The organism is Caulobacter sp. GW821-FHT12F03 (assembly GCF_058806855.1).
Window position 1 is genome coordinate 526,933 of sequence record NZ_JBXAQC010000002.1, and the last position, 22,472, is coordinate 549,404.

The 22,472-nt window shown below is 70.2% G+C and carries 23 protein-coding genes; 6 read left to right on the forward strand and 17 right to left on the reverse strand.

Translation table 11 applies throughout. The features are described 5' to 3' along the window. Positions 1-52: 52 nt before the first annotated feature. Positions 53-379, reverse strand: coding sequence for a hypothetical protein (locus tag AC1RN0_RS08020; RefSeq protein WP_492786900.1), 327 nt, complete (start codon positions 377-379; stop codon positions 53-55). A gap of 105 nt (positions 380-484) precedes the next feature. On the opposite strand from AC1RN0_RS08020, the gene AC1RN0_RS08025 reads away from it, so the two are divergent. Next, entirely contained in the window at positions 485-1,015 is a 531-nt protein-coding gene (locus tag AC1RN0_RS08025) for a lysozyme (protein WP_492786901.1), read from the forward strand. On the opposite strand, the gene AC1RN0_RS08030 is transcribed toward AC1RN0_RS08025, so the two are convergent. Next, positions 1,012-1,491, reverse strand: a complete 480-nt coding sequence (locus AC1RN0_RS08030; protein WP_492786902.1) for an NUDIX hydrolase — start codon at positions 1,489-1,491, stop codon at positions 1,012-1,014. The genes AC1RN0_RS08025 and AC1RN0_RS08030 overlap by 4 nt on opposite strands. Positions 1,492-1,498: 7 nt before the next feature. Continuing rightward, a complete protein-coding gene (locus AC1RN0_RS08035) occupies positions 1,499-2,404 on the reverse strand; it encodes an SDR family oxidoreductase (protein WP_492786903.1) in 906 nt (301 codons plus the stop codon). Positions 2,405-2,474: 70 nt separating this feature from the next. Between AC1RN0_RS08035 and greA the strand changes: the two genes are divergently transcribed. Genes greA through AC1RN0_RS08055 form a run of 4 tightly spaced genes read left to right on the forward strand, consistent with a single transcriptional unit; the run spans position 2,475 to position 5,108 of the window. Beyond that, positions 2,475-2,954 carry a transcription elongation factor GreA gene (gene greA, locus AC1RN0_RS08040; RefSeq protein ID WP_492786904.1) on the forward strand — a complete coding sequence of 160 codons (480 nt, stop codon included), beginning with the start codon at positions 2,475-2,477 and terminating at the stop codon, positions 2,952-2,954. 21 nt (positions 2,955-2,975) lie between these two features. After that, positions 2,976-3,896 (forward strand): class I SAM-dependent methyltransferase, encoded by a 921-nt coding sequence (locus AC1RN0_RS08045; protein WP_492786905.1) that lies wholly within the window; start codon positions 2,976-2,978, stop codon positions 3,894-3,896. Next, complete coding sequence (locus tag AC1RN0_RS08050) at positions 3,893-4,627, forward strand: pseudouridine synthase (protein WP_492786906.1); 735 nt, start codon at positions 3,893-3,895, stop codon at positions 4,625-4,627. The genes AC1RN0_RS08045 and AC1RN0_RS08050 overlap by 4 nt, the downstream gene beginning before the upstream one ends. A gap of 34 nt (positions 4,628-4,661) precedes the next feature. Continuing rightward, a complete protein-coding gene (locus AC1RN0_RS08055) occupies positions 4,662-5,108 on the forward strand; it encodes a hypothetical protein (protein ID WP_492786907.1) in 447 nt (148 codons plus the stop codon). A 208-nt stretch (positions 5,109-5,316) separates the two neighbouring features. On the opposite strand, the gene AC1RN0_RS08060 is transcribed toward AC1RN0_RS08055, so the two are convergent. From AC1RN0_RS08060 to AC1RN0_RS08100, 9 genes are all read right to left on the reverse strand, one after another. Next, a complete protein-coding gene (locus tag AC1RN0_RS08060; protein WP_492786908.1) occupies positions 5,317-6,009 on the reverse strand; it encodes a helix-turn-helix transcriptional regulator in 693 nt (230 codons plus the stop codon). 144 nt (positions 6,010-6,153) lie between these two features. Beyond that, positions 6,154-6,708, reverse strand: coding sequence for a methylated-DNA--[protein]-cysteine S-methyltransferase (locus tag AC1RN0_RS08065; protein ID WP_492786909.1), 555 nt, complete (start codon positions 6,706-6,708; stop codon positions 6,154-6,156). Further along, complete coding sequence (locus AC1RN0_RS08070) at positions 6,689-8,176, reverse strand: AlkA N-terminal domain-containing protein (protein ID WP_492786910.1); 1,488 nt, start codon at positions 8,174-8,176, stop codon at positions 6,689-6,691. Before AC1RN0_RS08070 ends, AC1RN0_RS08065 begins: the two co-directional genes overlap by 20 nt. Positions 8,177-8,385: 209 nt before the next feature. Next, positions 8,386-9,192: a DUF72 domain-containing protein gene (locus AC1RN0_RS08075; protein WP_492786911.1), complete on the reverse strand. Its 807-nt coding sequence runs from the start codon at positions 9,190-9,192 to the stop codon at positions 8,386-8,388. 124 nt (positions 9,193-9,316) lie between these two features. Then, a complete protein-coding gene (locus tag AC1RN0_RS08080; protein WP_492786912.1) occupies positions 9,317-10,705 on the reverse strand; it encodes an L-serine ammonia-lyase in 1,389 nt (462 codons plus the stop codon). 19 nt (positions 10,706-10,724) lie between these two features. After that, positions 10,725-12,374 (reverse strand): M28 family metallopeptidase, encoded by a 1,650-nt coding sequence (locus tag AC1RN0_RS08085; RefSeq protein ID WP_492786913.1) that lies wholly within the window; start codon positions 12,372-12,374, stop codon positions 10,725-10,727. Positions 12,375-12,450: 76 nt separating this feature from the next. Next, positions 12,451-13,182, reverse strand: coding sequence for an SDR family NAD(P)-dependent oxidoreductase (locus AC1RN0_RS08090; RefSeq protein WP_492786914.1), 732 nt, complete (start codon positions 13,180-13,182; stop codon positions 12,451-12,453). Positions 13,183-13,246: 64 nt separating this feature from the next. Beyond that, on the reverse strand, positions 13,247-14,449 hold the full coding sequence (locus AC1RN0_RS08095; protein WP_492786915.1) for an alanine racemase: 1,203 nt from the start codon (positions 14,447-14,449) through the stop codon (positions 13,247-13,249). Beyond that, entirely contained in the window at positions 14,449-15,429 is a 981-nt protein-coding gene (locus AC1RN0_RS08100) for a threonine ammonia-lyase (RefSeq protein ID WP_492786916.1), read from the reverse strand. The genes AC1RN0_RS08095 and AC1RN0_RS08100 overlap by 1 nt, the downstream gene beginning before the upstream one ends. A 66-nt stretch (positions 15,430-15,495) precedes the next feature. Here AC1RN0_RS08100 and AC1RN0_RS08105 point away from each other — a divergent pair, with 66 nt between their 5' ends. Continuing rightward, positions 15,496-16,716, forward strand: coding sequence for a M20 metallopeptidase family protein (locus AC1RN0_RS08105; RefSeq protein WP_492786917.1), 1,221 nt, complete (start codon positions 15,496-15,498; stop codon positions 16,714-16,716). A gap of 78 nt (positions 16,717-16,794) precedes the next feature. Here AC1RN0_RS08105 and AC1RN0_RS08110 read toward each other — a convergent pair whose 3' ends face one another. The 5 genes from AC1RN0_RS08110 to AC1RN0_RS08130 are packed head-to-tail and all read right to left on the reverse strand — an operon-like array spanning position 16,795 to position 22,471. Continuing rightward, positions 16,795-17,787 carry a type II secretion system F family protein gene (locus tag AC1RN0_RS08110; RefSeq protein WP_492786918.1) on the reverse strand — a complete coding sequence of 331 codons (993 nt, stop codon included), beginning with the start codon at positions 17,785-17,787 and terminating at the stop codon, positions 16,795-16,797. 10 nt (positions 17,788-17,797) lie between these two features. After that, entirely contained in the window at positions 17,798-18,775 is a 978-nt protein-coding gene (locus AC1RN0_RS08115; protein WP_492786919.1) for a type II secretion system F family protein, read from the reverse strand. 6 nt (positions 18,776-18,781) lie between these two features. Further along, a complete protein-coding gene (locus AC1RN0_RS08120; protein ID WP_492786920.1) occupies positions 18,782-20,311 on the reverse strand; it encodes a TadA family conjugal transfer-associated ATPase in 1,530 nt (509 codons plus the stop codon). A 6-nt stretch (positions 20,312-20,317) separates the two neighbouring features. Continuing rightward, positions 20,318-21,787 carry a CpaE/TadZ family protein gene (locus AC1RN0_RS08125; RefSeq protein WP_492786921.1) on the reverse strand — a complete coding sequence of 490 codons (1,470 nt, stop codon included), beginning with the start codon at positions 21,785-21,787 and terminating at the stop codon, positions 20,318-20,320. Further along, on the reverse strand, positions 21,788-22,471 hold the full coding sequence (locus tag AC1RN0_RS08130; RefSeq protein WP_492786922.1) for a CpaD family pilus assembly protein: 684 nt from the start codon (positions 22,469-22,471) through the stop codon (positions 21,788-21,790). Between the last annotated feature and the right edge of the window lies 1 nt (position 22,472).

A 22,472-nucleotide genomic window follows, 5' to 3' on the forward strand; every position in this document is an offset into this window, starting at 1 on the left:
TTGTTCAGGCGAGCCTATCGGCAGTGACGTGCGCGTCAACCGTGACGCCGGGTCAGCCGGCGCAGCCCGAGACGCAACGGCTCCAGTACTGCGGACAGCGGTCGTCCTCGCCGGCGAGACAGAAATAGTAGTCCCGCGAACAGTCGAGCCGGCACAGCGCGCCGCCGGACGCGGCGGCCGCGCTGATCGAGGTCGGCTGAACCGGCAGCGGCAGGAGCAGCGGCGTGTCGTCCGGCGCGGACGGGGGCGCGGCCGTCTGCGAGCCTTTCAGCGCCGCCGCATCGGTCGCCGGCGGGCCGCTCGCGATCCGGCCCTGCTGCGCGGCGGCGGGCGCGGCGAGGGCGAGGCTGACGATCAGACAGGCGGCGAGACGGCGCATGGCCTGTGTCTACGCGACCTTCGTTAAGCTCTGCTTAACCATAAATCTTGCCAAAAAGCCGTGATTGTCGCCAACTCCCTGCAAGGTTGAGCAAAGGGGGCGATAATGGCGGCGATGACCCTGTCGAGCGCGGGCGCGAAGGAACTGGTCGGGCACGAGGCCGTGGTGCTGACGCGCTATCTGGATTCCGTGGGCGTCTGGACCATCGGCATCGGCCATACGGCCGCGGCCGGCCCGCCCGACCCGACCCACCCCGTTCCGGCGCTGACCCTCGAGGCGGCGTTCGATCTCTTCACGCACGACGTGAAGGCCTATGTCGCCGCCGTCAACGCCGCGATCCACGTCCCACTGGACCAGCACGAATTCGATGCCCTGGTCTCGTTCCACTACAACACCGGCCGGATCGCGACGGCCTCGCTGACCGCGTCCATCAACGCCGGCAACAAGACCCTCGCCGGGACGCAGTTCATGAACTGGAAGAGCCCGGCCTCGATCATTCCGCGCCGCAAGAAGGAGCAGCTGCTGTTCCGGACCGGGACCTATTCGAACGGCGGCAGGGCCACGCAGTATCCGGCCACCACCGCCGGCGCGATCCAGTGGAGCAAGGGCAAGCTGGTCAGCCTGGACGGGCTCTAGGCGTTCAGCATCACCGGCGTGTCCGGCAGGTCTCCGGCCAGGATGGACGCCAGCCGGTGGGGCAGATCGGCGGGAAAGATGACCTCTTCGCTGGTGGCGATTTCGGCCGGATCCCACCACCGCATCGCGGTCACCACCTGTCGCTCAAGTTCGGTCCAGTGGTGATCGACGATGTCCTCGTGCGGCGCATGGGCGAGGAAATAGTGCTCCAGCAGCCGGCGCGGCTCGCCCTCGACGATCAGGTCGAGTTCGCGCAGCCAGACCTTCGGCCCCAGCGCCATCTCGGTCAGGCCCGTCTCCTCGCGCAGCTCGCGCCAGGCGGCCTCTTCCAGCGTCTCGCCGTCGTCGACCCCGCCGCCGATGGTGCACCAGCCCCCGCCGCTGTTGGCGGGGTCCTCGAAGCGCATGAGCAGCAGACGGCCCGCCGGGGAGACCAGCAGGAGGCGGACCGTCAGGCGTTCGCGGGGCGGGCTCATCGGGGTCTCACACCGTGCGCTGGGCCCGGTCCTTGTCGTTGGTCGACTTGATCATGTCCTTCACGGCCTGCCACTGCTCGTCGCCCCAGTCGCTGAGCCGCGAGAAGTTGCCGCCGCTGGCGTTGTACTGGCCGCCGTCGATGGCGATGGTCTGGCCGTTCACATACTCCGAACCCCGCGCCAGCAGATAGACGGCCAGGTTGGCCAGTTCGGCCATGTCGCCGACCCGTCCCATCGGATTGCCGCGCATGTCCTCATAGGCGTTCTGCTGCTGGCCGGGGTTCAGCCGGGCGCTCATGCCCTCGGTCGGGAAGGGGCCGGGCGCGATGGCGTTGAAGCGGATACCCTTGGGGCCCCACTCCACGGCCAGCGACTGGGTCATGACGTTCAGCGCGGCCTTGGACATGGCGCTGGGCACCGTGAACGGGCCGCCGTTCCACACCCAGGTGGTCAGGATCGAGATGACCGAGGCCTTCCTGCCTTCGGCGATCCAACGCTTGCCGCATTCCAGCGTCACGAAGAACGAGCCGCGGAAGACGATGTTGGCGATGGCGTCGAAGCCGCGCGGCGACAGGTCCTCGGTGCGGCTGATGAAGTTCCCGGCGGCGTTGTTGACCAGCCCGGTCAGCGCCCCGCCGTCGGCCCAGATGGTGTCGATCATGTCCTTGATCGCCTCGGGCACGCGGATGTCGCAGGGGATGCCGACGACCTTGCCGCCGTGGGCCGCCATCAGTTCCTTCGCGGTTTCGTCCAGCACATTGCCGCGCCGGCCGCAGATATAGACCGTCGCGCCGAGCATCAGGCAGGCCTCGGCCATCACCTTGCCCAGCCCCGTACCGCCGCCGGTGATCAGGATCCGCTCGCCGTCCATCAGGCCGGGGCGATACATCAGGTCGTCGGGTTTGAAGGTCATGGCGGTTCTCCCTGTTTGCGGCAGAAGGGTCCGCCTTACGGAAGGTCGGTCAAGCGCCTAGGTTAGGAGCATGAGCGTCGCCTTCACCAAGGAAGAGGACTACGAGTCGGTCGCGGCCAACCTGCCGGACCGGCCAGTGTCGCCCCATCCCAACATGGTCACGCCGGAAGGCCTGGCCCTGATCGAGGCCGCCCTGGCCGAGGCGCGCGCCGCCATGGCCGCGGCCAAGTCCGGTGGCGATGTCAGCGCCGACCGCACCGCCATGGCCCGGGCCACCCGCGACCTGCGCTACTGGTCCGCGCGTCGGTCCAACGCCCAGCTGGTCGAGCCCGGCGCGCCGGATGGGACCGTGCGCTTCGGCGAGGCGGTGACCATCGAACGCGAGGACGGCCGTCAACAGACCTGGCGCATCGTCGGCGAGGACGAGGCCGATCCGGCGAAGGGCAGCGTGTCGTGGATTTCGCCGCTCGGTCAGGCGCTGCTCGGCAAGCGGCTCGGCGACGAGGCCATCGTGGCGGGCCAATCGGTCGAGATCGTCGCCATCGGCTGATCGGCCCGCTATAGGGACGCCGTGACCGAACATTCCGAACTTCATGGCGTCTATGGCGCCCCGCCGCGCGAGGTGGCCGAAGCGCCCGCCGGCGCCACGCAGTTCTCGCCGCTGGTTCCCGGCGCGGGAAAACTCGAGGACCTGACCGAGGGCGCGCTCGACAGCCTGACCCTGCTCGCCCCGCCGGGCACGGTGGAGCGACGCTACGTCGTGGCGCTGGGCCTCAAGGCCCTGGCCCCCGGCGGCCGGCTGACCATCGCCGCGCCGAAGGACAAGGGCGGCTCGCGGCTGAAGAAGGAGCTGGAAGCCTTCGGCTGCCTCGTCAACGAGGACTCCCGCCGGCACCACCGAATCTGTGTCGTGCGCAAGCCGGAGGCGCCGCAGGGGCTCGACGCCGCCATCGCCGAGGGCGCGCCGCGCTTCGTCGAGGCCGTCGACGGCTGGACCCAGCCCGGCGTGTTCAGCTGGGACCGCATCGATCCGGGCAGCGCCCTGCTGGCGAAGACCCTGCCGCCCATGGCGGGCAAGGGCGCCGACTTTGGCTGCGGCGTCGGGGTGCTGGCCAGGGCCGTGCTGGCCGCGCCGAAGGTCGAGAGCCTGCTGCTCGTCGACCTCGACCGCCGGGCCATCGAGGCCGCCCGCCGCAACATCGAGGACCCGCGCGCCAGCTTCGCCTGGACCGACGTCCGCGGCGCCGGCATCGAGCCGGGCAGCCTCGACTTCGTGGTGATGAACCCGCCGTTCCATGACGGCGGGACCGAGGACAAGCAGCTGGGCCAGACCTTCATCCGCCAGGCCGCGGGCGCCTTGCGGCGCAGCGGGACCCTGTGGCTGGTGGCCAACCGCCACCTGCCCTACGAGCGGGTGCTGGCCGAGGTGTTCAAGGTGGTCACGCCGCGCGTCGACACCGGCGGCTACAAGATCTTCGAGGCCCGTCGGTGAGCAAGACGCCGACCCTGCGGCTCGACCGGCTGCTGGCCAACCTCGGCTACGGCTCGCGGCGCGAGATGCAGGCGCTGGCGAAGAACGGCCGGATCACCTTCGATGGCGAGCCGTTCCGCGACGCCGACAAGCATGTGCCGGTCAGCCGCGACCTGCCCGACCGGCTGAAGCTCGACGGCAAGCCGATCGACCCGCCGCCGGGCATCGCCCTGATGCTGCACAAGCCGTTGGGGACGACCTGTTCGCACAAGGAAGCCGGCCCGCTGGTCTATGATCTGCTGCCGACGCGCTGGCGGATGCGCGAGCCGGCCATCTCGACCATCGGCCGGCTGGACAAGGAGACGTCGGGCCTGCTGCTGATGACCGACGACGGCGCCCTGCTGCACCGGGTCATCTCGCCGAAAAGCCATGTGGCCAAGCGCTACCGGGTGACGCTCGACCGGCCCCTGCGTGGCGACGAGCAAGCGACCTTCGCCGAGGGCGGACTGATGCTCGACGGCGAGACCAAGCCCCTGCTGCCGGCGGTCATGGAGACGCTGTCGCCGACCGAGGCGCTGCTGACGCTGAACGAGGGCCGCTACCACCAGGTCCGGCGGATGTTCGCGGCGATGGGCAACCACGTCACCGCCCTGCATCGCGAGAGCGTCGGCGGCCTGACCCTGCCGGATGATCTGCCACCCGGTGAATTCCGCCTGATGACCGACGCCGACATCGCCGCCGTCTTCGCCTGAGGGAACTTTCGCGCCGACCGGAGATTTAGGTCTCATGGCGCATCACCTTCAGACCTGGATCGGATCGGCTCTCTTCGCCGCGGGCCTGTCCCTGTGCGCCGCCGCCGGTCCGGCGACGGCCGCCCCGGCGGAGCCCTGCAGCGGCCCCCGCCCGGTCGCCGGCGTGCAGATTCGCGGTCCGGTCCTGCACGTCATCGACGGTGAGACCATCTGCGTGGCGCTCGGCTATGCGCCCGACGAATGGATCCGCCTGCGGCTGGCCGACGCGCCCGTTCCGTCGGCGTTCCGCCGCGTGTCGAACCGTGACGAGGCCGACCCCAAGAGCGTGATGATGGCCGCGGCCTTCGCGAAAATGGCGGAGTGCCGGACCGAACTCGACGCCGACCGCCAGGTGGTCGCCGTCTGCACAGTCGATGGCGCGCCGCTCGGCCGCGCCCTGCGCGACGGCTCGGTCATCGCCGCGGCGATGGATTGGCGATAGCGACAATCGTCTGCCCGCGGGGCAGTTTCGCGCCGATCTCTTGAAGGCCAGCGTTGCTCCGTCGGCGGTCCTGCTCAAGGACCGCTTCGCGGCCGCGCAGCGGCGACCCCGCAGGGGTCGTCCTTGACCAGGTCCGGCGATCGGAGCGCATCATTCCATCAAGGCCAAGGGGCCATTCTCATCCCGGCGTGTTCCGGATGTTGGACTTTCACGCCGCCCTGGGGCCGCCGAGAGTCTTGCGCCACTTCGCCCTCAGGATCGTCGGCCGTTCCGGGTAGCGCTCGTCGAGGAAGGCCGCGTCGACCACCCGGTCGGTGCGGAAGCTGCGGAAGTCCTGCCGAAGCTCGCACCAGCCGATCAGCAGCCGCACGGCGTCCATGTAGCCGACGGCGACCGGCCAGATGGTCCGCCGGGTCTCCCGCTCCTGCTCGTCCCTGTAATGCAGGTGCAGCTTCAGTCCCGCGTGGATCGAGGCCCGAACCCGCGCCATGTCGAGCCCGTCCGGGCGGTGCCAGTTGCTCGGCGTCGAGCGGGTGCTGGGGTCGAGGATCAGCGGCCGCAGCCGCTCGGGCACCGCCGCGCTGATCTTGGCCACCAGGTCCAGCGCCGCCCGCGAGAGGGCCGGATCGCCGCGGCTGGCGACCCACTGGGCGCCGAGCACCGCCGCCTCGATCTCGTCGGCCGTCAGCATCAACGGCGGCAGGTCGAAGCCGCCCTCCAGCACATAGCCGACGCCCGCCTCGCCGCGGATCGGCACCCGCTGGCTCATGAGGTCGGCGATGTCGCGATAGATGGTCCGTTTGGAGGTCTCCAGCTCCTCGGCCATGGCGTCGGCCGTCACCGGCCCGCGCCCGCGGCGCAGGATCTGGATGATCTGGAACAGGCGGTCGGCGCGTCTCATGGCGGGGGTCTAACCGGGGTCTGCTGACAGCATGATGGCAGCAGACTGGCGGGAGCAAGGGGTCATCGATCCTCCCCAGCTTCGCTGGGGAGGGGGACCACGCGGAGCGTGGTGGAGGGGAGTCCGTGCGCCGACTCCCCTCAGTCACGCTCCGCGTGACAGCTCCCCACAAGGGTGGGGAGCATTGTCTGCTTCATGCGCCAGCAGCCAACGCTTGCGCTCGATCCCGCCGCCGAAGCCGGTCAGCGATCCGTTGGCGCCGATCACGCGGTGGCAGGGGATGATGATCCCCACCGGGTTGGCGCCGTTGGCGAGGCCCACGGCCCGCACGGCCTTCGGGCGCCCGATGCGGGCGGCCTGCTGGCTGTAGGTGCGGGTCTCCCCGGCGGGGATTTCAGTCAGCGCCTGCCAGACCTGTCTCTGGAAGTCCGTGCCGGCGACGCGATACGGGATGGCGGCCAGGGCCGCCATGTCGCCGGCGAAATAGCGCTCCAGCGCCGCGCGAACAGCCGGGGGCGTGTCGCCCTCGATCACCGGCACGTCGCCGTAGTGGATCGTCATCAGCCGGCGGGTGCGCGGGCTGTCGGTATCGAAATCGAGCACCCGCACGACGTCGTCCGGATCGACGACGATCTGCAGCGTCGCCACCGGCGTTTCCAGCCGGCTGCGGATCAGGCGCTCAGGCCGCGCGCCTGGCATCGGCGATCGCCTTCAGCACGACGGTGTCGGAGGCCCAAAGGTGGAGGGCCGCATAGGCCCGCCACGGCCGCCACTGCTCGGCCCGCGCCAGCAGCTCCGCCGGCGTGGGGCGCACGCCCTCGACCTCCAGCGCCCGCATCAGGCCGATGTCGGCGGCGGGGAAGGCGTCCGGCTCGCGCAGCTGGCGCATGGCGATGTACTGCGCCGTCCATTCGCCGATGCCGGGCAACGCGCGGAGCTTGAGCACCGCTTCTTCGAGACTCGCCTGCGGCCCGAACAGCGCCGGGTCGGCGTGCACCGCCGCGGCGATCGAAGCGATGGCCCGCGCCCGGGCGCCGGGCATCAGGCCGAGGCCCGCGATGTCTTCCCCGGCCATCCGCGCGGCGCGCGGGAAGGTCAGGGTCAGGCCGGGCCGGGCCCAGCCCTCGGCCAGCGGGTCGCCGTACTCGGCCGCCAGCCGCCCGGCCAGTTTCACCGCCGCCGGCACGGAGATCTGCTGGCCGAGGATCGCCCGCACGGCCAGCTCGAAGCCGTCCCAGGCCCCCGGCACCCGCAGCCCCGGCCGCGCCGCGACCATCGCCGCCAGCGCCGGGTCGACGCTCAGATGCTCGCCGATCTGCAGCGGGTCCGCCGACAGGTCGAACACCCGCCGCACCCGCGCAAGGATCGTCGGCAGGGCGGTCAGTTTCGGAAAGCGGATTTCCACCGCCAGCCGGTTGTCGCCGGCGTGGCTGACCGACAGGGTCCCGGCGTCCTCGCCCACCGTGATGGTGCGGGAATAGGTGTCGCCGACCACCGTCTCGACGCCGGGAATGGCCCGCAGGCGCAGGAAGTCGAGCAGGCCGTCCCAGTCGTAGGGCGGCTTGTAGCGCAGGTGCAGCTTGACGGACTCGCCGTCCGACGCCCGCGCGCCGCGTCGGCGCAGGGCCAGCGGCGGGCGGTTGTACAGCCGCTGGAAGGTCTCGTTGAACCGCCGCACGCTGCCGAAGCCGGCGGCCAGCGCCACCTCCCCCATCGGCAGGTCGGTCTCGTGGATCAGCTGCTTGGCCAGCAGCACCCGGCGGGTCTGGGCCACCCCGACGGGCGAGGCGCCGAGGTGCTCCTTGAACAGCCGCCGCAGCTGCCGGTCGCCGACGCCGAGCCGTCCGGCCAGGGCCTCGACGTCGCCGTCATCGAGCGCCCCGCCCTCGATCAGCGTCAGGGCCCGTCGCACCGTCGCCGAGGTGCCGAGCCAGGCCCCGAGGTCCGGCGAGGTTTCCGGCCGGCAACGCAGGCAGGCGCGGAATCCGGCCTCCTCGGCGGCGGCCGCGCTGCGGTGGAAGGTGCAGTTCTCGCGCTTGGGCGTCCGCGCCGGACAGACCGGCCGGCAGTAGATGCCCGTGCTGGTCACGCCGATGAACAGCCGCCCGTCGAACCGGGCGTCGCGCGTCTCGATGGCGCGGTAACAGGCGTCAGGGGTCAGATCCATGCCGGGATAGTCGCGCGGCGAAGGGGCCGAGTCTCGCGGTTTTCGGACTCTATCCTTCTATCCTCTCCCGGAGGGAGAGGGGGACCATGCGGAGCATGGTGGAGAGGGAGGCGCAGGTGCGGGACCAGTTCAGCGCTCCCCGTCGGACAGCTGTTCTTCCCTCTCCGACCCGGCTCCGCCGGGCCACCTCTCCCTCCGGGAGAGGGAGGTTACCGATCCACCCGCTTCTGCAACGCCACGGCCCCGTGCGGCGCCCGCACCTTGCCCTCGTGGATGATGAAGGCGAACACGTCGCGCGGTTTGGCGAGCGGGAGAAAGCCGGGGTCGACCTTGGGCAGATCCTCCGGCTCGCCGCCGTTGGCCCAGGTCTTCAGCCGGCCGGCCCATTTGTCGAGGTCCTTCGGCGCGTAGGCCGTGTCGATGTCGTCCGAGCCGGTCTGCAGCCGGGCGTAGACGAAGTCGGCCGTCACGTCGGCGATCTCGGGATAGGTGGCGTGGTCGGCGTAGACGTTGGCGATGTTGTGCTTGCGCAGCAGGGCCGGGAATTCGGGCGTGCAGAAGCTGTCGTGCCGCACCTCGACCGCGTGGCGCAGCGGCACGCCGTCGACCGACTTGGGCAGCAGCTCGAGGAAGGCGCCGAAGTCGTCGGGGTCGAACTTCTTGGAGTTGGCGAACTGCCAGAACACCGGCCCCAGCTTGTCGCCCAGCTCGCTGATGCCCTGGTCGAAGAACTTGCCGAGACTCTCGCCGGCCTCGGCCAGCACCTTGCGGTTGGTGGTGAAGCGGCTGCCCTTGACTGTGAACACGAAGCCGTCGGGCGTCTCGTCCCGCCACTTGCGCCAGCTGTCGGGCCTGAAGGTGGAATAGTAGGTGCCGTTGATCTCGATCGCCCGCAGCTGCCGGCTCATGTAGCCGAGCTCGTCCTTCTGCTTGAGCGTGTCCGGATAGAACACGCCCCGCCAGGGCTCGAACGTCCAGCCGCCGACGCCGATGCGGATTTGGGAGGAGCTGCTCATCGATCCTGTGTCCTTCGAGACGCCCGCAGCGCGGGCGCCTCAGGATGACGAACCTGGGTGGGGCGCACAAATGGCGTCATGGTGAGGAGCGATCCCTCAGGATCGCGTCTCGGACCACGCACCGTCAGCACTCCACCCGGTTCACCGCCAGCCCCACGGCCAGGCCGCCGAGCGAGGTTTCCTTGTAGATCTCGTTCATGTCCTCGCCGGTGCGTTTCATCGTGGCGATGACCTTGTCGAGCGAGACCGAGTGCTCCCCATCCCCCAGCAGGGCCAGGCGGGCGGCGTCGATGGCCTTGATCGCGCCCATGGCGTTGCGTTCGATGCAGGGGATCTGCACCAGGCCGCCGATCGGGTCGCAGGTGAGGCCGAGGTTGTGCTCCATGCCGATCTCGGCGGCGTTCTCGATCTGGCTGTTGGTCCCGCCGAGCGCCGCGCACAGGCCGGCGGCCGCCATCGAGCAGGCGACGCCGACCTCGCCCTGGCAGCCGACCTCGGCCCCGCTGATCGAGGCGTTCTTCTTGTACAGGGCGCCGATGGCGGCGGCGGTCAGCAGGAAGGTGCGGCGGCCCTCGGGCGTGCCCTGGTAGAAGCGGTTGTAGAACCGCAGCACCGCCGGGATCAGCCCGGCCGCGCCGTTGGTCGGCGCCGTGACCACCCGGCCGCCGGCGGCGTTCTCCTCGTTGACCGCCAGGGCCCAGAGGTTGACGAAGTCCATCGCCGCCAGCGGGTCGCTGATCTGCTTCTCGACCTTGGCCATGATCGCCTGGTGCACCTGTTGCGCCCGGCGCTTGACGTTCAGGCCGCCCGGCAGGGTCCCGCCGAGGCGCATGCCGCGGTCGATGCAGGCCTCCATGGCCGCGAAGATCGCATCGAGGCCTTCGATGACCTCGGCCTCGGACCGGCGCACCCGCTCGTTGGCCATCATCGCCTCGGCGATGGTCACGCCGCCCTCGGCCGTCATGGCCAGCAGTTCGGCGCCCGACTCGTAGGGATAGGGCACGGGCGGCCCCTCCTCGTCGCCGGTGTTGCGCAGGATCTCGTCCTCGTCGCGCACGAAGCCGCCGCCGATCGAGAAATACGACCGCGACAGCAGCACCGCGTCGCCGGCGAAGGCGGTCAGGGTCAGGGCGTTGGGATGCTGCGGCAGGCGCTCGCGGCCGGCCCAGACGATGTCCGTCGCCGGATCGAAGGCGATGCCCGGGCCATCGCCGCCGAGCACCATCCATTGCTCGGCGCGCAGGGCCGCCAGCGCGGCTTCGCCGGCGTCGGGATCGAGCGTCGCGGGCACGAAGCCCATCAGCCCCAGCATCACCGCCGTGTCCGTGGCGTGCCCGCGACCGGTCAGGGCGAGGCTGGCGTAGAGCTTGACCTCCACCCGCGTGACCGGCGCCGGCAGGGCGGCCGCCCGCAGCAGCCCGACGAAGCGCACGGCGGCGCTCATCGGGCCCATGGTGTGCGAACTGGACGGCCCGATGCCGGGCTTGAACAGGTCGAAGACGCTGACGGTCATGGCCTTGCCGGCCCCGGCGCTAGTTGCGCTGGGCCGCCGTGGCGTCGCGGACGGCCTTGAACTCCGAGCCCGCCTGCCACTCCGGCCAGCGGGTGGAGTTGGCGAGGTCGAGGCCCAGGCCGTAGAGCAGATTGATGTCGGTGGTCATGCCGGTCAGGTCCCAGTCGTCCGACCATTCGTCCGCCGGCTGATGGTACTGGTCCTTCACATAGGCCTCGCCGGCCGCCTTGCCGGCCGCGACGCCGCCGTTGACCAGGTCCTCGCCCGAGCCGATCGAGATGGCCGGTACGCCGCGCTTGGCGAACGGGAAATGGTCCGAGCGGAAGAAGTGGCCGGCTTCCGGGGCGGGGTCGGGGGTGAAGGTCCGGCCGTGCGCCTTGAGCGCGGCGACCAGGTCGTCCTGCAGGCTGACCTTGCCGTCGCCGGAGGTGGTGAAGTCGCGCGCCGGGCCGGTCGGGCTGAGCGCGTCCATGTTCAGGTCGGCCACCGTCGTCGCCAGCGGGTAGAGCGGGTTGGCGGCGTAGTATTCCGAGCCCAGCAGGCCCTTTTCCTCGGCGGTGACGGCGAGGAACACGATCGAGCGGTCGGTGCGCGGGGCCTGGGCGTACATCCGGCCCAGCTCCAGCAGGGCGGCGATGCCCGTCGCGTTGTCCACGGCGCCGTTGTAGATCGTGTCGCCCTTCGCGTCAGGCTGGCCGACGCCCAGGTGGTCCCAGTGGGCGGTGAAGAACAGCCGCTCGTCCGGGCGAGTCTTGCCGGGCAGCACGCCGACGACGTTCTTCGAGACGATCACCTGGTGATCGACGTTGTAGCTGGCCGAGAAGGTCACGCCCGGCAGCTCGACGGCCTTGAAGCCGCGCTTGGCGGCTTTCTTTTTCAGCGCGTCGAAGTCGAGGCCGGCGCGGTGGAACAGGTCGACGGCGACGTCGCGCTGCATCCAGGCTTCCAGCGGCGGATGGCTCTTCGTCGGCTCGGTCCGGACGATGTCGAACATCACATTGGTGTTGGAGTTCTTCACCGTGGCCCAGCCGTAGGAGGCGGGGCCGGTCTCATGGACGATGATCAGGCCGGCGGCGCCGAGGCGCGCGGCCTGCTCGTACTTGTAGGTCCAGCGGCCGTAGTAGGTCATGGCCTTGCCGCCGAAGTCGCCCTTGCCGGACTCGAAGTCCGGGTCGTTGATCAGGACGATGACGATCTTGCCCTTCACGTCCATGCCGGCGAAGTCGTTCCACTTCCGCTCGGGCGCGTCGACGCCGTAGCCGGCGAACACCACCGGGGCGTTGGCCAGGTTCACGCTGTCGACGTTGGTCAGGCTGGCGCGGATGGCGATCTGCTCGCCCTGGTTCAGGGCGATCTGCTGTCCGCCGACGGAGAAGCTCGAGGTCACCGGACCCTTCATCTCGAACCGGCCGAGCGGCACGTCCTGGGTCCAGGCGCGCTTGCCGTCCTTCAGGTCGCCGCCGGGCTGCAGGCCCGCCGCGATCATCTGGCCGATGATCCAGCCGACCGCCTTGGCTTCACCGGGCGTCGCCGGGCCGCGACCTTCGAAGGCGTCGGAGGCCAGCACCTTGATGTCGGTGGCCAGATGGGCCGGATTGACCACGGGGTCGGCCGCGAAGGCCGCCAGCGGCATCGCGGCGACGAGGGCGGCAAGCAGAAGCTTTTTCATGAAACAGCGCTCTTGGTGGCGAGGATTTTGCGGTCCGGACCCTATCGCCCGAAATCGCTCACCGCAAACCGCTGATTCAGAGGGTCAGACCACCGTCCACGATAATCGTCTGGCCGGTGATGTAGCTGGCCAGCGGCGAGGCGAGGAAAAGCGCCGCCCCGGCCATGTCGGCGGGGGTGCCCAGCCGGTGCATGGGAATGCCGCGCAGGGCGCCGGCCAGCCGGTCCGGATGCTCGGTGGTCACCTTGGTCAGCTTGGTGTCGACCAGGCCCGGGGCCACGCCGTTGACGCGCACGCCGTCGGTCGCCCAGGCCTGCCCGAGCGTGCGGGTCAGGGCCACGACGCCGGCCTTGGAGGCGTTGTAGGCCGGGTTGCCGCGCGTCGCGTGATAGGCCGAGGTCGAGCTGACGGTGATGATGTTGCCGCCGGAGGCCTTGAGGTCGGCGAGGAACCGCATGGCGCAGGCCATCATGCTGTCGAGGTTGACCGAGACCACCTTGCGGAAGCCGTCCATCTCGAACTCGCCCTTGCGGTAGAGCACCGTGCCCTGGGCCAGCACCAGCACATCCAGGCCATCGAACGGCGAGGCCGAGGCGGCCACCGCGTCGCTGTCGGAGGCGTCGATGCGGGCGAAGGTCAGACCGGCGAGGTCCGACCCGTCCTCGACGCGGTAGTCCGACGCGTCACGCGTCCCCCAGACCGCGACCTTCGCGCCCCGTTCGCGGAACGCATGGGCGATGCCGTTGCCGATGCCACTGGTGCCGCCGACGACCAGCACCCGCTTGCCGGTGAAATCCATGTCGTTCATCGCGTTCGCTCCCTGATTTTCCGGGAGACTGCACGGCTGACCCCGGGAGAGCGCAAGCCCCTGATCATTCTTCTCCGGCGCGGGACCGGACCCCGGCCCGGCTCGAGCGTCGCGCATCGATCGCCCAGCGCTCGATCGCGCCGTCGTCGGAGACCACGTGCAGGGCGTCGTAGAGGTTGATGGTCGGGTCGCAGTGGCCGGGCTGCAGCCAGACGAAGCCGCCCGGCTTCGGCGCGTCGTCCGGCCAGGGCGCGGCCGGGTCGGCGTCGAGCGCGTCGACGGCGCCGATGAAGTCGCCGCTCTTCAGCGCCGGCAGGCCCGACGGATGGATGATCATGCCGTGCTCGTCGCCCATCGGTCGCCACAGCGAGCCGTCGGCGGCGCCGGCGGCGATCCGCGCGGGCGGGCCGTCGCTGGAGAAGGCCTTGAAGCCCGCGTCGATGGTGACGTGGCTCTTGTGGTTGGTCGAGACGACGGCGGCGACGACGAACAGCGCCTGCTGGAACGGCCAGCCGCCCTCGGGGCCGCCGCAGGTCTCGTACTCGACGTCCATCACCGCGTAGGAGCCGGCCTGGATCTCGGTGAACACGCCGGAGTCGAGGTCCCAGGCGTGGGTGCCCGTGCCGCCGCCGGTGACGACGCCCGGGGCCAGGTTCGCCTGACGCAGCTGCTCGACGACGCCCGCGAGGCTGGCCGTGACCGCGTCGTCGGCCGCCCGGCGGGCGCCGATGTCGTCCATGTGCTGCAGGTGGCCGGCATAGGCCTGGACGCCCGCGTAGGTCAGGCCCTCGGTCGCCGCCGCCAGCGCCGCCAGCGCCACCACCTTTGAAGGATGGGCGCCGGTGCGATGGGTGCCGGGGTCGATGTCGATGACGCAGTCGAGGGTCACCCCCGCCGCCCGCGCCGCCGCGCCCAGGCGGGCGATCTGCCGCTCATCGTCGACGGTCGCGCCGACACGCGCGCCACGCTTCGCCAGCTCGGCCAGCCGCGCCGACCCCCAGTCCGGATGCGGCGCGGTGACGAGCACGTCGCGGATACCGCCGGCGACGAACGCCTCGGCCTCGCCGACGCTCTGGGCGCACAGGCCGACAGCCCCGCCGGCGACCTGCAGCCGCCCCAGCGTCGAGCACTTGTGCGTCTTGCCGTGCGCGCGAAGCCGCACACCGGCCTTGTCGCAGCGGCTCTGCATGGTGGCCAGGTTATGGTCGAGCGCCGAGCGCAGGAGCACCAGCAGCGGCGTCTGGGGCGGGACAAATCCGGCGATCATCAGAGGTCTCCCGCCAGGATCCTGCTGAACAGGGCCGGGTCGATGTTGCCGCCGGACAGGACGACGCCGACCGTCTGGCCGGACACGTCGAGTTCGCCGGCGAGAAGGGCCGCCAGCCCGACGATCCCGCCCGGCTCCACGACCAGCTTGAGGGTGGTGTAGGCGTAGCGGATGGCCTCGGCCACCTGGGCGTCGTTGACCGTCAGCACGCCGTCGAGACTGTCGCGGTTGATGGCGAAGGTGATCTCGCCGGGGGACGGCGTCTGCAGGGCGTCGCAGATCGAGCGGGCCGCCGGGTCGATCTTCTCGCGATGGCCGCTGACCATCGAGCGGGCCGTGTCGTCGAAGGCGGACGGTTCGACGCCATAGACCTGCGCGCCCGGCGACAGATGCTTCACCGCCGTCGACACGCCGGCCGCCAGACCGCCGCCGCCGACCGGGGTCAGAACGACATCCAGGCGCGCGCCGAGGTCCGTCGCCTGCCCGACCAGCTCCAGTCCGACCGTGCCCTGGCCGGCGACGATGTCCGCGTCGTCGAACGGCCAGACGATGGTCATGCCGCGCGTCGCCGAGATCTCGCGGGTGATCGCGTCGCGGTCCTCGCTGTAGCGATCGTAGTGGATCACCTCGGCGCCGTAGCCGCGGGTGTTGGCCACCTTCATCGCCGGGGCGTCGACGGGCATGACGATCACCGCCGGCGCGCCCAGCATCCGCGCCACCAGCGCCACGCCCTGGGCATGGTTGCCGGACGAGCAGGCGACGACGCCGCGGGCCCGTTCCTCGGGCGACAGCTGCGAGATCTTGTTCATCGCACCGCGGAACTTGAAGGCGCCGGCGTGCTGCAGCGTCTCGGGCTTCAGCAGCACCCGGGCGCCCAGGCGGGCGTTGAGCGCCGGGCTCTCGATCAGCGGCGTCTTCACGGCCAGGCCTTCGAGGCGTCCGGCGGCGGCGGCAATGTCGGCGAAGGTCACGGTGCTCATGCGCCTCTCCTAGACCGATGCGCGAAAAAGGGCGACGTTGGTCCAGATCACATCCGGAGTCGATTTATGAACGCCCTGACCATTGATCGCGAGGGATGGACCGCCGCCGGCGACGCCCTGCTGCATGACGCCATCGAACTGCGTCGCGCGATCCACCGCGAACCGGAGCTGGGCCTGCATCTGCCGAAGACCACCGAGAAGGTGCTCAAGGCGCTGGAAGGGCTGCCGCTGGAAATCCGCCAGGGGCCGTCGACCACCGGGGTGCTGGCCATCCTGCACGGCTCGCCGAACGGCCGCACCGTGCTGCTGCGCGGCGACATGGACGCCCTGCCGCTGACCGAGGACACGGGACTGGACTTCTCGTCGGGCACGGCCGGGGCGATGCACGCCTGCGGCCACGACACCCATGTGGCCATGCTGGCCGGCGCGGCGCGGGCCCTGTGCGCGAAGAAGGACCAGCTGGCGGGGACGGTGATGTTCATGTTCCAGCCGGGCGAGGAGGGCCATCACGGGGCCCGCTTCATGCTCGATGACGGCCTGATCAACCCGCTGCCCGACGCCGCCTTCGCCCTGCACATCTCGCCCAACATGCCGACCGGGGTGTTCGCCGGCCGCCGGGGCACGCTGATGGCCTCGTCCGACTTCCTGCGCATCAAGGTGATCGGCGCCGGCGGCCACGCCTCGATGCCGCACGACGCCGTCGACCCGATCCCGGTCGCCTGCGAGATCGTCACCGCGCTGCAGACCATGGTCACCCGGACCCTTTCGGTGTTCGACCCGGCGGTGATCACCATCGCCCACATCGAGGCGGGCACGACCTACAATATCATCCCCGAGTTCGCCTCCCTGCGCGGCACCCTGCGGACCCTGTCGGAGCGCACGCGCGAGGCGGCCCATGACGGCATCCGCAAGGTGGCGGAGAACATCGCCCGCGCCCACGGCTGCGTCGCCGAGGTCGACATCGAGCGCGGCTTCCCGGTGACCGTCTGCAGCGGCCCGGAGGTCGACCTGGCCGAGGCCACGGCCAAGGCCCTCTATGGCGACGGCGCCTGGATGACCATGCCCAACCCCATGATGGGCGCGGAGGACTTCTCCTACGTGCTGCAGAAGGTTCCCGGCCTGATGGCCTTCCTCGGCGCGGCCCCCACCGGGGTCGGCGGCGACTACCGCAGCTGCTGCGCGCTGCACTCGAACAGGATGACCCTGGACGAACAGGTCATGGCGCGCGGCATCGCCATGCACTGCGCCTATGCCGAGGCCGTGCTGGCCGGCGCGTTGAGCGAGTAGCAATTCGGCGTCAGCCGGCGCTCCAAAACGCCGTCATCGTCGGGCTTGTCCCGAGGATGACGGAGGGGGAAGCGACCGCTAGCCGCCCGAGTGCTGTTTCGCCAGGGTGTCCTGCACGGTGATGATCGCCGGGCCGAGGATCATCATGAACAGCACCGGCAGGAAGAACAGGATCATCGGCACGGTCAGCTTGGCCGGCAGGGCGGCGGCGGTCTTTTCGGCCGCCGACAGGCGCAGTTCGCGGTTCTCCTTCGACATCACCCGCAGGGCGGCGCCGAGCGGCGTGCCGTAGCGCTCGGCCTGGATCATCGCCGTGGCCACCGCCTTGATGCCCGGGTGGTTGGTCCGCTTGGCCAGACCCTCGTAGGCCTGGCGACGTTCGGGCAGGTAGCTGAGCTCGGCGCTGACCAGGGTCAGTTCCTCGGCCAGTTCGATGGAAGTGCCGCCGATTTCCTGGCTGACCTTCTGGATCGCCGCCTCGATCGACATGCCGCTCTCGACGCAGATCAGCAGCAGGTCGAGCGAGTCGGGGAAGGCCGCGACGATCGACTCGCGGCGCTTCTGGGCGACGTTGCTGATGTAGACGTTGGGCGCGTAGTAGCCGAGCAGCAGGGCCGCCACGCAGATGGTGAAGCGGCTCATGGTCGGCAGGCCGAAGTCGTTGACCACGAACAGGTAGAAGCCCGCGACCATGGCGAACACGAACGGCATGACGAAGCGGAAGAAGTAGAAGGTGGTGATCGGCCGGGGCCCGCGGAAGCCGGCCTGGGCCATCTTCTCGGCGACCTTGGGGTCTTCCAGCAGCCGCGACAGCTGCAGCCGGTCGACGACCTTCTTGTACAGCCCCTCGTCGGTCTGGCGCAGGCTGCTTCCCGAGGCGCGCTTGGCCATCTCCTCGCGGGAGCGGCGGCGCAGCTCCTCGCGGCGGTTGGACACCGACTTCAGCCGGCTCTCCAGGCTGGAGGTGAACAACATCGGCCGGATCAGGGTGATGATGGTGGCGAAGGCCACGATCGCCACGAACGCGGTCAGGACGTTGTCGGGATCGGTGAGGAGCTGGACGAGATCCATCGGTCCGCCCTCAGAACTTGAAGTTGATCATCTTGCGCATCACGAAGATGCCCAGACTCATCCACAGCACCGCGCCCATCAGGATCAGGTGCCCGCGCGGGTCGGTGAACAGCGGCGCCATGTACTTGGGCGAGGTCACCGAGATCATCGTCACCACGCCCGGCGGCAGGCTGCCGATGATGAACGAGGATGCGATGGCTTCCGACGACAGCGCCTTGATCTTCTCGCGCATAAGCTTGCGGCCGCGCAGCACGACCGACAGGTTGTTCAGGGCCTCGGCGAGGTTGCCGCCGGTCTTCTGCTGGATCGCCAGCACGATGGCGAAGAAGCGCAGCTCGTTGGTCGGCATGCGCTCGTACATCTTCTCCAGCGACTGATCCATCGCCATGCCCATGCCGACGTTCTCGACCAGGCGGCGGAACTCGCCGGCGAGGGGCTCGGGGCATTCCTTGCCGATGATCTTCAGGCAGTCGTGTACCGGCAGGCCGGACTTGATGCCGCGCACGATGATGTCGATGGCGTCGGAGAAGGCCTCGGTGAACTTCTTCATCCGGGCCTTGGCGAGGAAACCGACGATCCAGCGCGGCAGGCCCATGCCCGCGGCGAAGGCGAGCCCGAGCGCGATCAGCGGCGACTTGCCGAACGGCAGGGAGATGGCGCCGATGACCAGGCCGAACACGGCGCTGGCGATCCAGAACTGCTTCTCGCTGAAGGTCAGCCCGGCCTGCTGCAGCCGCGCGGCGACCGACAGGGTGGCCTTCTTCTGTTGCCGGTCCTGGTCCTTGAGCGTCTTGAGGATCGCCTTTCGGCGGGCTTCCGGCGAATTGGCCACTGCCCTGGCGTTGCGCACCCGGCTGGCGGCCGGGCCGCCGCTGACCAGGGAGTGGGCCCGTTTGGCGGCGCGGCTGTTGCCGCTGTCGCCGCCGGCGAACACGAAGCCCAGTCCGGCGATGGTCACGAAGGCCAGAACGGCGACGAGGATCATCATCGCGGCCTACTCCGCCGCGTCGAGGGCTTCGGCCAGCTCGCGCTCAAGCCCGTAGTAGCGGGCGCGGTCCCAGAAGCGCGGACGGGCGATGCCGGTCGAGCGGAACTTGCCCAGCACCCGGCCATTGTCGTCCTCGCCGGTCATTTCGTAGACGAACAGGTCCTGGGTGACGATCACGTCGCCTTCCAGGCCGACGACCTCGGTGATGTGGGTGATGCGCCGGCTGCCGTCGCGCAGGCGGGCGGCCTGGATGATCACGTCGACCGAGCCGGTGATCATCTCGCGGATGGTCTTCGAGGGCAGGCCGTAGCCGCCCATGGTGATCATCGACTCCATCCGGCTGATGGCTTCGCGGGGGCTGTTGGCGTGCAGCGTGCCCATCGAGCCGTCGTGGCCGGTGTTCATCGCCTGCAGCAGGTCGAAGGCTTCGGGGCCACGGACCTCGCCGACGATGATCCGCTCGGGACGCATCCGCAGGCAGTTCTTCACCAGGTCGCGCATGGTGATCATGCCCTGGCCCTCGAGGTTCGGAGGCCGGGTCTCCAGGCGCACGACGTGCGGCTGCTGCAGCTGCAGTTCAGCCGCGTCCTCGCAGGTGATGACCCGCTCTGTCGGGTCGATGAAGGCGGTCATGGTGTTGAGCAGGGTGGTCTTGCCCGAGCCCGTGCCGCCCGAGATGACGATATTGCAGCGGCAGGCGCCGATGACGCCCAGGACCCGCGCGCCTTCAGGACTGATGGACTTGAAGTCCACCAGGTCCTTCATCGTCAGCTTGTCCTTCTTGAACTTCCGGATTGTCAGGGTCGGGCCGTCCAGCGCCAGCGGCGGCGCGATGACGTTGACGCGCGAGCCGTCCGGCAGGCGGGCGTCGCAGATCGGCGAGCTCTCGTCGACGCGGCGGCCGACCTGGCTGACGATCCGCTGGCAGATGTTCATCAGCTGGGCGTTGTCGCGGAAGCGCACGTTGGTCAGCTGGACCTTGCCGCCGACTTCGATGAACACGCGGTTGGCGCCGTTGACCATCACGTCGGCGATGTCGTCGCGCGACAGCAGCGGTTCGAGCGGCCCGTAGCCCAGAACGTCGTTGATGATGTCCTGGACGAGATGCTCGGTCTCGGCGACCGACATCTGGACGTTCTTGATCGCCACCAGCTCGGCGACGATGTCCTTGATCTCCTCCGCCGCCGACTTCTGGTCCAGCTGGGCCAGCTGGCTGAGGTCGATGGTGTTGAGCAGGGCGTTGAAGATCGTCGTCTTCGTCGCGTGGTAATAGTCGCTCTGTTCACGGACGATCTGCGCGGTCGGGCTCTGGGCCGAGCGCAGCTGGTCCAGGCCCTTCATTTCCTTCGGCTTGGTCCGTTGCGGGCCGGGCGCGACGGTGGCGGGATTGTGCGGCTCATGGGCCCGCGAGGGCGCGGCGGGTTTCGCCGGCGCGGCGGCCGGCTGCGGACGCGTGGCGATCTGCGCGCCCTCGGAGGCGGGCGGAGGCGCCCTGCGTTCGGGCGGTACACTGCCATCGGACCGTTTGCCGAACACGCTGGCCTACTTCTTTCTGAACAGGCCGCCGAGGAGCGACGACTTCTGCTGGGGGGGCGGGTCGCGGCGGGCGACGAGGCGGGCGAGCTGGTCGATGCCCTCCGCCGCCTTCGACCTGGGCGCGACCTCGCCGATCATCTGGCCGTGGTTGGCCGCCTGGCCGAAGGCCTTGGGCTCGAACGGCAGCACCAGCGAGGGAGCTATGCCGAGGGCTTCGCCGAAGTCCTTGACCGGAATCTCCGGCCGTCCGGGCACGCCGACCTGGTTGAGCACCAGCCGCGGCGGAGCGTCGTTCGGACGGGCCTGGCGGACCAGGTCGATCATGTTCTTGGCGTTGCGCAGCGAGGCCAGGTCCGGCGTGGCGACGATCACCAGATCGTCGGAGCCGATCAGCATCTTGCGCTTCCAGCCGCTCCAGGCGTGCGGCAGGTCCAGCACGACGAAGGGCGCGGCGGCGCGGATCTTCTGGGCGACCTCCTCAAAGGCGTCGGGGTGGATGTCGAAATCCTGGTCCAGCGTGGCCGGAGCGGCGAACAGCGACAGCCGGTCGGTCACGCGGGCCATCATCCGGTCCATCAACACCGGGTCGAGGCGGTCGGGCTGACCCAGCGCGTCGGCGATGCCCTGCAGCGGGTCCTGGTTGAAGTTCAGGCCGGCGGTGCCGAACGGCAGGTCGAAGTCGGCCAGCACCGTGCCGGCCTGCATCCGTTCGGCCAGCGACCAGGCGAGGTTGTGGGCGATCGTCGAGGCGCCGACCCCGCCGCGCGCGCCGACCACGGCGATCTGGCGGCCGACGAACGGCGCGGCCGGGTCGGCGTAGAGGCCGGTGATCGAGCGGATGACCTGCAGCGGGCTGAGGGGCGGGACGAGATATTCGCTGACCCCGCGGCGCATCAGTTCGCGATAGAGGGCGATGTCGTTGGCCGAGCCGATGGTCATGACCTTGGTGCCGGGATCGCAGACCTCGGCCAGCAGATCCAGCTGGGCCAGCAGTTCGGGCGCCGGATCGAGGCTTTCGACGATCACCAGCGAAGGCGTCGGCTGGTTCTGGTACTGGGCCACCGCGGCCTGGACGCCGCCCGGGAAGACGGTGGTCGCCGCGCGCGACATGCGCCGGTCGGCGGCCGCCTGCTCGATCAGTTCCGCCGTGTCCGGACGGGCGCAGAAGACGTGGATCGAGATGCGCGGCACGCTGACGTCGCCGAGGCCGCCGTCGCCGACCGACGCCAGGTCGGGCGCATAGCCGACAGCCGGGCGGCCGGCGTCGGTCGCGGCCGTCGCCTGGGCCATGGGCCGCCGGTCGGTGAAGGGATCATCCTCGTCCTGACGGGCCAGCGGGAAGTCGGCGAACGGATCCGCGCCGGGCGACGCGCCCGTCGCCGGCTCGCGCCAGGGATCGACGGACGACGCGGCGAACTCGTCGTCGGCGTCGAACCCCAGGTCGAACGGGTCGTGATCGGCGGGTCCGGTCGGCATCTACTGCACTGCCCTGGAAACCGCGCCGGACGCCTGCTCGTCCTTGGCCGTGGAGGTCGTCTCACCGGCGCGGTACTTGCCCAGCACCGTCATGCGCCGGCCCGTGTCGGCCGGATCCATCGGCCGGGCCCCGGCGAGGTCGCCCGGATTGGCCACCTGGGCGGCGATGTTGGCGGTGACCGCGCAGCCGAGGTTGCCATAGGGCTGGTTGGACGCGGTGGCGGTCGCCGCGGTCCATGCGCCGCAGCGGGGCGTGAGGGCGGCGTAGCGCTGGAAGCCGACGATGACCGGCGCGTCGGCCGCGGGGCCCGCGTCGTAACCGATCAGACGGACCATCTCCGGACGGGCCCCCTGGGCGAGGAGAAAGGCGCGCGCGTCGGCGCTGACGCGATAGGCGCCGGCGCCCTGGGCGCCGGTGGGCGCCGCGACGGTGATCACCCCGCCTTCGGCGAGGGTCCAGCGGGCGTGAAACTCGGCCAGCGCCCTGGCCTGGGTCCCGGACAGGCCCGTGTCGTGCGGCGCGAGGCGGATTTCCTCCGGCTCGGCGACGATCTGGACCCGGGCCGACCAGGTATCGAGGGGCGTCGGCGCGAGCGGCCCGGCCGTCTGCGTCGAGGTGGAGGCGCAGGCCGACAGGGCCAGGGCGGCGAGGACGGGCGTCAGTCGGGTGAGGGATGACGTCATG

Excerpts from the sequence above, each read along its gene's own strand:
- AC1RN0_RS08020 (WP_492786900.1), bottom strand. The coding sequence starts at position 379 with ATGCGCCGTCTCGCCGCCTGTCTGATCGTCAGCCTCGCCCTCGCCGCG.
- AC1RN0_RS08025 (WP_492786901.1), top strand. The coding sequence starts at position 485 with ATGGCGGCGATGACCCTGTCGAGCGCGGGCGCGAAGGAACTGGTCGGG.
- AC1RN0_RS08030 (WP_492786902.1), bottom strand. The coding sequence starts at position 1,491 with ATGAGCCCGCCCCGCGAACGCCTGACGGTCCGCCTCCTGCTGGTCTCC.
- AC1RN0_RS08035 (WP_492786903.1), bottom strand. The coding sequence starts at position 2,404 with ATGACCTTCAAACCCGACGACCTGATGTATCGCCCCGGCCTGATGGAC.
- greA (WP_492786904.1), top strand. The coding sequence starts at position 2,475 with ATGAGCGTCGCCTTCACCAAGGAAGAGGACTACGAGTCGGTCGCGGCC.
- AC1RN0_RS08055 (WP_492786907.1), top strand. The coding sequence starts at position 4,662 with ATGGCGCATCACCTTCAGACCTGGATCGGATCGGCTCTCTTCGCCGCG.
- AC1RN0_RS08060 (WP_492786908.1), bottom strand. The coding sequence starts at position 6,009 with ATGAGACGCGCCGACCGCCTGTTCCAGATCATCCAGATCCTGCGCCGC.
- AC1RN0_RS08065 (WP_492786909.1), bottom strand. The coding sequence starts at position 6,708 with ATGCCAGGCGCGCGGCCTGAGCGCCTGATCCGCAGCCGGCTGGAAACG.
- AC1RN0_RS08070 (WP_492786910.1), bottom strand. The coding sequence starts at position 8,176 with ATGGATCTGACCCCTGACGCCTGTTACCGCGCCATCGAGACGCGCGAC.
- AC1RN0_RS08075 (WP_492786911.1), bottom strand. The coding sequence starts at position 9,192 with ATGAGCAGCTCCTCCCAAATCCGCATCGGCGTCGGCGGCTGGACGTTC.
- AC1RN0_RS08080 (WP_492786912.1), bottom strand. The coding sequence starts at position 10,705 with ATGACCGTCAGCGTCTTCGACCTGTTCAAGCCCGGCATCGGGCCGTCC.
- AC1RN0_RS08085 (WP_492786913.1), bottom strand. The coding sequence starts at position 12,374 with ATGAAAAAGCTTCTGCTTGCCGCCCTCGTCGCCGCGATGCCGCTGGCG.
- AC1RN0_RS08090 (WP_492786914.1), bottom strand. The coding sequence starts at position 13,182 with ATGAACGACATGGATTTCACCGGCAAGCGGGTGCTGGTCGTCGGCGGC.
- AC1RN0_RS08095 (WP_492786915.1), bottom strand. The coding sequence starts at position 14,449 with ATGATCGCCGGATTTGTCCCGCCCCAGACGCCGCTGCTGGTGCTCCTG.
- AC1RN0_RS08100 (WP_492786916.1), bottom strand. The coding sequence starts at position 15,429 with ATGAGCACCGTGACCTTCGCCGACATTGCCGCCGCCGCCGGACGCCTC.
- AC1RN0_RS08105 (WP_492786917.1), top strand. The coding sequence starts at position 15,496 with ATGAACGCCCTGACCATTGATCGCGAGGGATGGACCGCCGCCGGCGAC.
- AC1RN0_RS08110 (WP_492786918.1), bottom strand. The coding sequence starts at position 17,787 with ATGGATCTCGTCCAGCTCCTCACCGATCCCGACAACGTCCTGACCGCG.
- AC1RN0_RS08115 (WP_492786919.1), bottom strand. The coding sequence starts at position 18,775 with ATGATGATCCTCGTCGCCGTTCTGGCCTTCGTGACCATCGCCGGACTG.
- AC1RN0_RS08125 (WP_492786921.1), bottom strand. The coding sequence starts at position 21,787 with ATGCCGACCGGACCCGCCGATCACGACCCGTTCGACCTGGGGTTCGAC.
- AC1RN0_RS08130 (WP_492786922.1), bottom strand. The coding sequence starts at position 22,471 with ATGACGTCATCCCTCACCCGACTGACGCCCGTCCTCGCCGCCCTGGCC.